At 64.9% G+C, this 10,328-nt stretch carries 7 protein-coding genes; 2 read left to right on the top strand and 5 right to left on the bottom strand.

Annotated elements, in window-relative coordinates; all coding sequences use genetic code 11:
* Window positions 1-30 precede the first annotated feature (30 nt).
* Window positions 31-720, bottom strand: coding sequence for a winged helix-turn-helix domain-containing protein (locus ACSFBF_RS32390; protein ID WP_435474239.1), 690 nt, complete (start codon window positions 718-720; stop codon window positions 31-33).
* 463 nt (window positions 721-1,183) lie between these two features.
* Window positions 1,184-3,172, bottom strand: coding sequence for a sensor histidine kinase (locus ACSFBF_RS32385; protein ID WP_435474237.1), 1,989 nt, complete (start codon window positions 3,170-3,172; stop codon window positions 1,184-1,186).
* 71 nt (window positions 3,173-3,243) lie between these two features.
* Between ACSFBF_RS32385 and ACSFBF_RS32380 the strand changes: the two genes are divergently transcribed.
* A complete protein-coding gene (locus ACSFBF_RS32380) occupies window positions 3,244-3,969 on the top strand; it encodes a response regulator transcription factor (protein ID WP_435474235.1) in 726 nt (241 codons plus the stop codon).
* Window positions 3,970-3,993: 24 nt separating this feature from the next.
* Here the strand turns inward: ACSFBF_RS32380 and ACSFBF_RS32375 are convergent, their stop codons facing one another.
* The 3 genes from ACSFBF_RS32375 to ACSFBF_RS32365 form a co-directional block, all read right to left on the bottom strand.
* Window positions 3,994-5,361, bottom strand: coding sequence for a sigma-54-dependent transcriptional regulator (locus ACSFBF_RS32375; protein ID WP_435474233.1), 1,368 nt, complete (start codon window positions 5,359-5,361; stop codon window positions 3,994-3,996).
* 7 nt (window positions 5,362-5,368) lie between these two features.
* The gene (locus ACSFBF_RS32370) at window positions 5,369-7,213 is read right to left on the bottom strand and encodes a sensor histidine kinase (RefSeq protein ID WP_435474231.1); all 1,845 of its coding nucleotides are present in this window, start codon (window positions 7,211-7,213) and stop codon (window positions 5,369-5,371) included.
* Window positions 7,214-7,289: 76 nt separating this feature from the next.
* Complete coding sequence (locus tag ACSFBF_RS32365; RefSeq protein ID WP_435474229.1) at window positions 7,290-8,651, bottom strand: dicarboxylate/amino acid:cation symporter; 1,362 nt, start codon at window positions 8,649-8,651, stop codon at window positions 7,290-7,292.
* Between the two features lie 252 nt (window positions 8,652-8,903).
* Here ACSFBF_RS32365 and ACSFBF_RS32360 point away from each other — a divergent pair, with 252 nt between their 5' ends.
* Window positions 8,904-10,322, top strand: a complete 1,419-nt coding sequence (locus ACSFBF_RS32360) for an MFS transporter (protein ID WP_435474227.1) — start codon at window positions 8,904-8,906, stop codon at window positions 10,320-10,322.
* The last annotated feature ends 6 nt before the right edge of the window (window positions 10,323-10,328 follow it).

Below are 10,328 nucleotides of genomic sequence, written 5' to 3'. Positions count from 1 at the left end.
TATAAACTCCCTGATATTAGATTTAATTAATTAACCAGCCGACGACGTCACCGTCTGCAATTTGTATCCTTGCCCGAATACAGATCGCAGCATCAACCCATTTACCGGCTCCAGATTCAATTTCCTGCGAATCTTGAAAATACATACATCCAGCGCACGAGAACGCAAATTGACCATGTCCCGCCACAGAAGGGTGTGCAACCGCTCCCTGCTCATCAGGCAATCCCGGTTGCGGAACAATTCGAGGGCAAGGTCGTATTCGCGGGGTTGCAGGCGCAATTCACGCCCTTCAAGGAAAACCCTGCGCTCGCCAATCTGAAAGCGGTAGCCCCGATAGACCAAGAGCTCTTTTCCCGCCGCACCCGGAGCGGCAAGGGCCGCCCGGCTCAGCAGGCGCTGCGCCTTCGATTTGATTTCCTCCAGATTGAATGGAGGAAGAATGAAATCGAAATTCTTTTCACCGGGAAATTGACCGCTGATGCGCTGCAATGCATCTGCGCCGTCTGCATTGGTCGCAAACAGCACTGGTGCGTCGGTCAGGCCGCGAATGGCCTGCAACCAATGGATGTCGGCCCCCGAAGGGAAGGTCAGAAGCACCAGCCCGAAGCGCTGGCCCGCATGCAGCGCATTCGCGAAGTTGCCCAGCAGATCGAATGTGGCAAGGGGCAGCGCAGTCGATTGATGTTGCTGCGCGAGCAGATCAACTGCTGTTTGCGCCATGGAGCACCACCATGAGCAAGAACGTTTCTTCCGGGGATGGGCCGAGGGCATCGGGCACCCTGGCCTTCGCGATTGCACTGACCGCGCTCCACTCGCATGCTTGCAGGCGCAAGCCGTGGGCGCAGGACTCTGACGAAATCATTCCAACCTCTCCGTTCAACGATGAATGTTGCGGAGAGGCGTCTCGCCGCACTCCGCTATGACCTTTTGGGCAGCGGAATGTATCGGCTCACAATCACATTAGACAATGACGATTAAAGACACTTAATGACCGTCGTTAGCAAGCTAGGAAGCTTAAAAAATGCGAACTTTCGCCTCATGCCATGCAGGAAATCGCGCTTTCAGCTCGGCACCCAGAAAAGATGCACATGCGCGGCCTCGTTTGCCACTTGTTAATGACGAAAACTGGCAATAAATGCCTATCCGAGGCAATGAAAACGTTTTCTTTTTCGCATCGAAAACTTCACACTTTCAGTGCGGGCGCCTCGAAACTTGCCGCGTCGGGCGCTTCCTGGTCTTGATGCCCGAGGTCCAGCGGCAATGTCAGGCAGAACACCGTGCCTTCGCCGTCGCTGGCAACCAGCGTGACGTCGCCGCCGTGCTGGCGAGCGATGGTGCGTGAAATGTGCAACCCGAGCCCCGAGCCGGGCACGTGGGCAGACCCGGCCCCCCTGAAATAGCGTTCGAACAGGCCGCTTCTTTCGGACTCCGGAATCGGCGCTCCCTTGTTCGAAACGGTCACGCTGAAGGAGCCCGCGCCCGCATTGCACCGAACGTCGACCGCCGAATCCGCCGGCGAGTATTTCAAGGCGTTCCGGACCAGATTCCGGATTGCCATTTCAATCCGCGTCTGGTCTCCCCTGCATATCGCCCGGCCCTGCGCCACGCTGATACTCAATCGGGCGTTGTCCTCAGGCAGCCCGATGCTGCGGATGTTCTCGATCACGTCCCAGAGATCGAAGCTCTGGGCGACGGGCCTCGAGCCGACCTCCAGCGCGTCGTCCAGCAGGATGTTTTCGATCAGTGCGGCGAGCCGGCGGATCGCCTTGCGGATCTTCCCGACGCTGCGCTTCACCCGGTCGTCCTGCCCGGATGGAGACAGCTCCAGCGCGTGCGCCACCGCGTCGACAATGGCCAGCGGCGTGCGGAACTCGTGCGAGACGATGGCCACGAACTCGCGCTGGCGGACTCTCTCTTCCAGCGCCTGCTTGGCGACCTTCATCGAATCGAAGGCGCGCTTGCGCTGGGCTCTCAGCTTCAGCTCCGCCTGCCTGGAACGGCTGGCCACCGCGAAGTTGAGCAACGCAAGGTTCGCCAGCTGCGAGAACGGGATCAGGGTTTCGAGAATGAACGATTGGTCCACCTGCACGTAGCCCAGGAGCACCAGCGAGAAGAAGAGCCACGACAGGTCCACCACGCCGAAGACCACCGCCGCAAGAAGGTACTGGCGGGCGCCCCGGCCGACAACGATCCACACGACGAATGCAAGGTTGAAAAGCGCGACGACTATTTCGAGATACACCGCCGACTGGATGATGTTGCCGATGCCCCACCAGAGGGAAAACGGAATCATCGCGGCGAAGGCGGCCGCTGCCAGGTACATGAACCGCGCCGCCCAGACCGAGTACTGGCCATAGTTGAAGAACCGGCACGCGAACACGGCCGCAATCGACATCAGCGCGCACGACGTCACATCGACAAAGCGGTCAGCGCGCAGCGGGTCATCGGGGAAGAACAACGAGCTCGAATACCCCTGCATGGCAACAATTGCGACCAGCATGGCCACCAGGAACAGCGCATAGATCGGATAGATGCTGCTTCGCAGCCACGCCCAGAAAATCAGGTTCATGAGCACCATGACGCAGATCGCTCCCGCAAACGCGGAAAAGAATATCGTCCGGTTGATTTCCGATTTTTCGAGCGTCGATTTCTGCCAGGCATTCAGATCGAAAACGGTCGGCCCGTGCGTTTTTATTCGCAAGTAATAGGTTTTGGGCGAAGAATCCAGGGCCACTGGAAAAGCCAGCACGCTGGTCTGTATGGCGCGGCTCGCAAATGGATGGCGATCTCCTAATTGATGAAGGGAGATTTTTCCAGCCAGATCCTGACCGTATACCCTCACGTCGTCGACCCAGGTCGGAAATATCTGGACGACCCACTCGGACGCTGCACCGGGCTCTTGCTGCAATGAGAAACGGATCCAGAAAACGTCGTCCGAGTGCTTCTGGAGATAACGGACATCCCTGGGTATAAACTTTATGCCTCCATCTGCCGATAAGATGTCTTCGATGGCGATATTCCCGGATGCATCCCGGAATATTTCCGTTTCCCCAGCCAACGAAATCGGCCCTTCCCGCCCTTTGCTTTCCTGCAGAACAAGAGCTTCCGCGCCCTGAGAAAACAGCCAGAGCAATACTGCGAAAAAAAGAACAAGGCAGGGTTTTGTTTTCATGCTATTGATATATCCGGCTTACCTTCGCTGCCCAGCACTCTCGATCCCGAAAAACCGAAGAGAGGCGCACCATGACCACAAGACCCGACACCGATAAAAAAATAGTCGTCTATCTGATCGAAGACGAAGAAGACCTTCAGGAAGCGCTTGTCTACAGCCTCAACCAGCTGGGCTTCGCAGCCTCGGGATTCTCGACGGCCTCCGAGTTCTACCGGGCCTATGCCGTCAGCCGCTGCGACATCGTCGTCATCGACATCGAACTGCCGGACGAGAACGGATTTTCGATTGCCCAGCACCTGCGCTCCGCCAGCAACGTCGGCATCGTGTTCGCTACCGCTCGCGGCGAGCTCAACGACCGCGTTCGCGGCTTGCGCGGCGGCGCCGACGCCTATTTCGTGAAGCCGGTGCATGCCGAAGAGCTTGCGGCCACGCTCGAGGGCGTCTACAGGCGCATCAAGGCATCGAAGAGCAGCGCCGACCGGGCCCAACCACCGGCCGCCCCGCGCGGCACGGGACGCTGGACGCTCAAGGAAGGCGACTGGATCCTCTGCGACCCCGACGGGCGGGCGCTTCGCCTCACCATGTCGGAGCGGGCCATCGTGGCCTGCCTCTTCAAGCAGCGCAACAAGCCCGTCGACCGCTCGCAGCTCGCGGTCGCGCTTGGCGGCGACCTCGAGAACTTCGATCTGCAGCGCGTGGATGCGGTGGTCAGCCGTCTGCGGCGCAAGGCGATTGCGGCGGGCATGTCGCTGCCGCTGCACGCGGTCAGGGGCACCGGCTACCAGTTCCAGGCCTGAGGCAAGACAACCGCAGCGCGCGGGCTACTTGAACTCGTCCACCGTCACGCCCAGCTTGCGCACCTTGTCGTGCAGCGTCTGGCGCGCAATGCCCAGTGCGGCAGCCGTGGCCGGCTGGTCGCCGTGCTGGCGGCGCAGTTCCTCGACGATCACCGCGCGTTCGAACGACTCCACCTGCTGAGGCAGCCCGCGCGGCAAGGCGGGCACGCCTTCGGCGCTGTTGCCGCCGCGCGTCTGCGTCAGGCGCTCGCCGAGCAGGCCCAGCACGAAGCGGTCGGCCACGTTGCGCAGCTCGCGCACGTTGCCGGGCCAGGCGTAGGCCATCAGGTCGGCCAGCTGCGCGTTGCTCAGCAGCGGCGCGGGGCGCTCGTAGCGGCTGGCGGCCTGCAGGGTGAAGTGTTCGAACAGCAGCGGAATATCTTCGCGCCGCTCGCGCAGCGGCGGCAGCTCGATGAAGGCCACGCCCAGGCGGTAGTACAGGTCGGCCCTGAACTTCTGCTGGTCGCTCATGGCCTTCAGGTCGTCCTTGCTCGCGGCCACCACGCGGCAGTCGAATGGAATGGTCTTGTTGGAGCCGATGCGCTCGATGCTGCGCTCCTGCAGCGCGCGCAGCAGCTTGATCTGCACCGCCATCGGCATGCTCTCGATCTCGTCGAGGAACAGCGTGCCGCCGCTGGCGTATTCGAACTTGCCCACGCGCACGCGGTTGGCGCCGGTGAAGGCGCCGGCCTCGTGGCCGAACAGTTCGCTCTCCGCCAGCGACTCGGGCAGGCCGCCGCAGTTGAGCGGCACGAAATGCTGGCGGCGGCGGGCGCTGTGGTCGTGCAGGCAGCGCGCGACGAGCTCCTTGCCGGTGCCGGTCTCGCCGTAGACCAGCACGTCGGCCGATGTTTCGGCCAGCGTCTTCACGGTCTGGCGCACCTGCTGCATCTGCGCCGAACGGCCGATCAGCACCGACTGGATGCCCTGCCAGTTCTCCAGCGCGTCGCGCAGCGCGCGCACCTGCAGGCTGAGCTGGCGGCGCTCGATGGCGTGGCGCACGATGGCCACCAGCCGCTCGGAGCTGAAAGGCTTTTCGATGAAGTCGTAGGCGCCCTCGCGCATGGCCTGCACGGCCATTGCAATGTGGCCGTGGCCGGTGACCAGGATCACGGGCAGTTCGGCATCGACGTTGCGCAGCTCGGGCAGCCATTCGGTGCCGCTCAGGCCCGGCAGGCGCACGTCGCTGATGACGACGGCCGGCACACCGAATGAAATGTGCGCCCTCGCGCGCTCGGCGCTGGGAAAAGACTCGACCTCGAAACCGGCCAGGGTCAGCACCTGGGTCGTGCTGATGCGAACGTCTTCGTCGTCTTCGATCAGCAGCACCCGGATGGCAGGGGCTTCGCTCACTTGGGGGTCACTCCTGTTGTGCAATGGAAAGGGAGGGGACAGGCGGGTTGTGGATCACGGCAATGGCGGCGGGCAGGTCGATGACGAAGCATGCCCCGCCGCTTTCCAGGTTGGCCGCGCGCAGCGAGCCGTCCATGGACCGCACCAATTGTGCCGAGATCACGAGCCCCAGGCCCAGCCCCGAGCCCGCGGCCTTGCCGGTGACGAAGGGTTCGAACAGGCGCTGCAGGATGTCGGGGTGGATGCCGGGCCCTGTATCGGTCACCGACAGCACCACGCGCCCCTCCTTGGGCCGCGCCTCCAGGCGCAGCGTGCGGACCGGCGCGTCCTGCATGGCGTCGATGGCGTTGCGCATCAGGTTGGCGAGCACGCTGCCCAGGGCTGCGTCTTCGGCCATGACGCTCAGCGCCGGGGGCTGCACGTCGACCTCGATGGTCACGCGCTGCTTCTTCGAGGCCTCGGTGACGATCACCTGCGCGTCGGCGATGGCATGCGACAGCTGCACCGGCGCCAGCGGCAGCTCGCCCTTGTAGGCAAAGGTTCGCAGCTGCGAAGTCAGGCGCGCGAGCCGGTCGACCATGCCGCGGATGCGCTCGAGGTTGCCGCGCACGTCGTCCAGGCGGCTCTTGTCGAGCAGGATTGTGGCGCTCTCCGACAGTGTGCGCATGGCCGTGAGCGGCTGGTTGAGTTCGTGCACCACGCCGGCCGACATCTGGCCCAGCGCGGCCATCTTGCCGGCATGCACCAGTTCGCCCTGCGCGGCGCGCAACTGCGCGGTGCGTGCCACCACGGTCGATTCGAGTGTGTCGTGCGCCGCCTGCAGCGCTGCCTGATTGGCCAGCTTCTGGCGCACTGCGCGGCGGCGCTGCCACAGCGCGACGGCCACCAGCAGCAGCACCGCCATCGCGAGGCTTGCGGTAATGGCCGCGTTGCGCGCCGCCACGCGCAGCGGCGCCAGGTCGTCGAGCACCACCAGCTGCCAGGGCGCGCCGCGCAGGGTGCGGGCCGACGCGAGCTGGTCCACGCCGTCGAGGGCGATCACCTGCACGTCGCGGTCGAGCGCCTCTTTCTGCGTCCACTGCAGCGGCTGCAAGGTGGCCTCGCCATAGGGCCGCGAGCGCAGCACCTCGGCGCGCTGCAGCGCATCGAGCGGCAGCAGCGGGCGGAACTTGATGTTTTCTCGCGTGGAAAGGATGACCACGCCGCGCTGGTCGATCAGCGCCACGTCGCCGGGCAGCTTGCGCCAGGCGCGCTCGGTCTCTTCGAGGTTGATCTTGACAGCCACCACGCCGCGCGCGGACTGGCCGCGGCGCAGTGCATACGAAAGGTAGTAGCCCGGCCGCTTGCTGGTGATGCCCACGCCGTAGAAGCGGCCCCTGCCCTGCCCCAGCGCATCGATCACGTAGGGCCGGAACGACAGGTCTTGCCCGACGGTGGTGCCGGGCTTGTCCCAGTCGGACGCGGCCAGCGAGGTGCCGGCGGCGTCGAGCACATAGAGCATCTCGGCGCCGGCCGTGGCGTTGACGCCGTCGAGGTAGCGGTTGACCACGTCGCGCAGCCGCGCATCGGTCGGCGTGCCGAGCAGCGCCGGCACGACGGGCGTCATCTCAAGCAGTGCGGGGAGGTAGTCGAAGCGGGCCAGGTCGGCGTCGAGCCCGGTTGCAAGCATGTCGAGCCGGTGTTCGGCCGCCTCGCGCAGGCGCGCCAAGCCGGCCTGCATGGCGATCTGGTGGCCTGCGAAGGCGGCCACCGCCACCAGGGCCAGTGCGCCGCACCAGCGCGGCAGGCCGCGCCATCCCCTGGCATTGTCGGTAGGTCCATCGAAACGCCGGGCCGGCTCCCTTGAAATCATGGGAGCGTTATTGCACAAGGCCGGGCCGTCCGCATCGGTGGCAGCCCGATGGCCCCTGATGGGGGCCGGACAGGGGTCAGGCCTGCCGTGCGGGGCTGCTGGGCATGTGCGCCTCGGTGGCGTCGAGCACGCGCTCGGGCTCGTCGGCTTCCGCTGTGCTTTCCTGGTTCAGATGCTGGTTCATGCGCACGGTGTTGAGATCACCGGTCCACTTGGCGACCACGATGGTGGCCACGCCGTTGCCGATCAGGTTGGTCAGCGCACGCGCTTCCGACATGAAGCGGTCGATGCCCAGAATGAGCGCCAGCCCCGCCACCGGCACGTGGCCCACCGCCGACAGCGTGGCCGCCAGCACGATGAAGCCGCTGCCGGTAACGCCCGCAGCGCCCTTCGATGTGAGCAGCAGCACAGCCAGCAGCGTGAGCTGCTGCGTCAGCGACATGTCGGTGTTGGTCGCCTGCGCGATGAACACCGCCGCCATCGTCAGGTAGATCGAGGTACCGTCGAGGTTGAACGAGTAGCCCGTGGGCACCACCAGCCCGACCACCGACTTCTTCGCGCCCAGGTTCTCCAGCTTGGCCATCATGCGCGGCAGCACCGACTCGCTCGACGACGTGCCCAGCACGATCAGCAGTTCTTCCTTGATGTACTTGATGAACTTCCAGATGCTGAAGCCGTGGAACCTCGCTATGAGCCCCAGCACCACGAAGATGAAGAACAGGCAGGTGGCGTAGAAAGTGGCCATCAGCTGGCCCAGCTGCAGCAGCGAGCTCACACCGTACTTGCCGATGGTGAAGGCCATGGCGCCGAAGGCGCCGATGGGCGCGACCTTCATGATGTAGCCGACGATCACGAAGAGCACGTGCGAGCCCTTCTCGATCACGTCGAACACCAGCGTGCCGCGGCCGCCGAACTTGTGCAGCGCAAAGCCGAACATCACCGCGATCAGCAGCACCTGCAGGATCTCGCCCTTGGCGAAGGCGTCGACCACCGTGTTAGGAATGATGTTGAGCAGGAAGTCGGTGGTGCTCTGCATCTTGCCCGGGCCGGTGTAGGCCGCGATGCTCTTGGTGTCGAGCTGGCTCACGTCGACGTTCATGCCCGCGCCCGGTTTCACGATGTTGATGATGACGAGGCCCACAATCAGCGCAATGCTGCTCACGACCTCGAAGTACAGCAGCGCCAGGCCGCCGGTCTTGCCGACCTTCTTCATGTCTTCCATGCCGGCGATACCGACCACCACCGTGCAGAAGATGATCGGCGCGATGATCATCTTGATCAGCTTGATGAAGCCGTCGCCCAGCGGCTTCATCGAAGCGCCGGTGTCGGGGTAGAAATGCCCCAGCAGCACCCCGAGCACGATGGCCGTGATGACCTGGAAGTACAGGGATTTGTAGAAGGGCTTGGGTGCGTTGGTGTGTTCCACGGGGTGGCTCATCGGGTTGTCTCCAATTTCGTGGCCTGGCTCCGCAGCGGGGCGCGCGGCCGGCCCCGTGATTGAGCAATCGACATGCCACGAGTCACGGGAGGTGAGCCGGGCGCTAAGTCCTTGATTTGATGGGCCTTTTGGTAAGCGTACGAACCACGCCTCGCCGACGATCCGGATGGCGCGGGCAACGCCCGTCCGATCCACCGGATCAACGCCTCGGGGAAAACCCTAGCCCTCATTCAACGATGTCAGACTTGCCGCATGAACGACAACGCCCAGCCGGCAGCGGCCACGGACAGCGCCTCGAAGCGCATCGCGCTCACGGTGGCCGCCGCCTTCTTTATGGAGACGCTGGACGCCACCATCATCGTCACCGCGCTGCCGGCCATCGGCGCCGGCTTTGGCATGGGTGCGCTGGACGCGAGCCTGGGCGTCACGGTCTACCTGATCGCGATGGCGGCGCTGGTGCCGGCGGCAGGCTGGTGTGCCGGGCGCTTCGGGGCGCGGCGGGTGTTCGCGCTGGCGGTCGGCACCTTCACCCTCGCCTCGCTCGCCTGCGGGCTGGCGCCCACCTTCGAGGTGTTCGTTGCGGCGCGTGTGCTGCAGGGCGCGGCTGCGGCCTTCATGTCGCCGGTGGGCCGGCTCGTGGTGCTACGCGAAACGCCGAAGCACCGGCTGATAGAGGCCATCGGCACCATCACCTGGCCGGGGCTCATCGCGCCGGTGATCGGCCCGCCGCTGGGCGGGCTCATCGCGACGCACGCCTCATGGCGCTGGATCTTCCTGCTGAACGTGCCGCTGGGCCTCGTGGGCCTGTGGCTCATCATGCGGCTGTTCCCCCGCCGCACCGACGTGGCTCCGACGCGCTTCGACGCGGTCGGCTTCGTGCTCACCGCCGTTGCGCTGGCCGCGCTGGTCGAAGGCCTCACGCGCCTGGGCGGATCGCAGCCAGGCTCGGCCACCACTCTCGGCCTGCTGGCCGCCGGCGCCGTGGCGGCGGCCGCCGCGGTGCGCCATGCGCGGCGAACGGCGGCGCCCCTGCTCGATCTGCGCGCGCTGGCGGTGCCGACCTATGCACTGGCCACCGCGACGGCTGGCTTCGTCTCTCGCATCGCGATCAACGCCTCGCCCTTCCTGCTGCCGCTGATGTTCCAGATCGGCTTCGGCATGAACGCGTTCCAGGCGGGCTCGATGCTGCTGGTGTACATGGGCGGCAACCTCGTGATGAAGAGCGCCACCACAGCGGTGCTGCGGCGCTTCGGCTTTCGAAATGTGCTGACGGTGAACGGCGCGATCTGCGCCGCCACGCTGTTCGGCTGCGGGCTGCTGTCGCCGGGCGATCCGCTGCCGTGGGTGTGCGTGCTGCTCTTCGTGGCGGGCATGGCGCGCTCGATGAATTTCACGGCAATCAACACGCTCGCCTTTGCCGACGTGCCCGACGAATCCCGCGCCGGCGCGAGCACGCTCGGCACGATGCTGCAGCAGGTTTCGCTCGCGCTCGGCGTTGCGCTGGGCGCAATGGTGCTCGGCGCTTCGAAGGCGCTGCGCGGCGCACCGGCCGTGCAGCTGGCGGACTTCCACCACGCCTGGTACGTGGTCGGCTTGCTGATGGCCATCGCGACACTGATGACGCTGCGGCTCGACCGCCACGCGGGCATGGCGGTGTCGCGCAGGCCGTGAGAACAT

This window comes from Variovorax nivicola, assembly GCF_051216475.1.
In the GTDB taxonomy this organism is placed as follows: domain Bacteria; phylum Pseudomonadota; class Gammaproteobacteria; order Burkholderiales; family Burkholderiaceae_C; genus Variovorax.
Note: the sequence above shows the minus strand (reverse complement) of the source record. Positions and strands in the feature narration are given on the sequence as shown.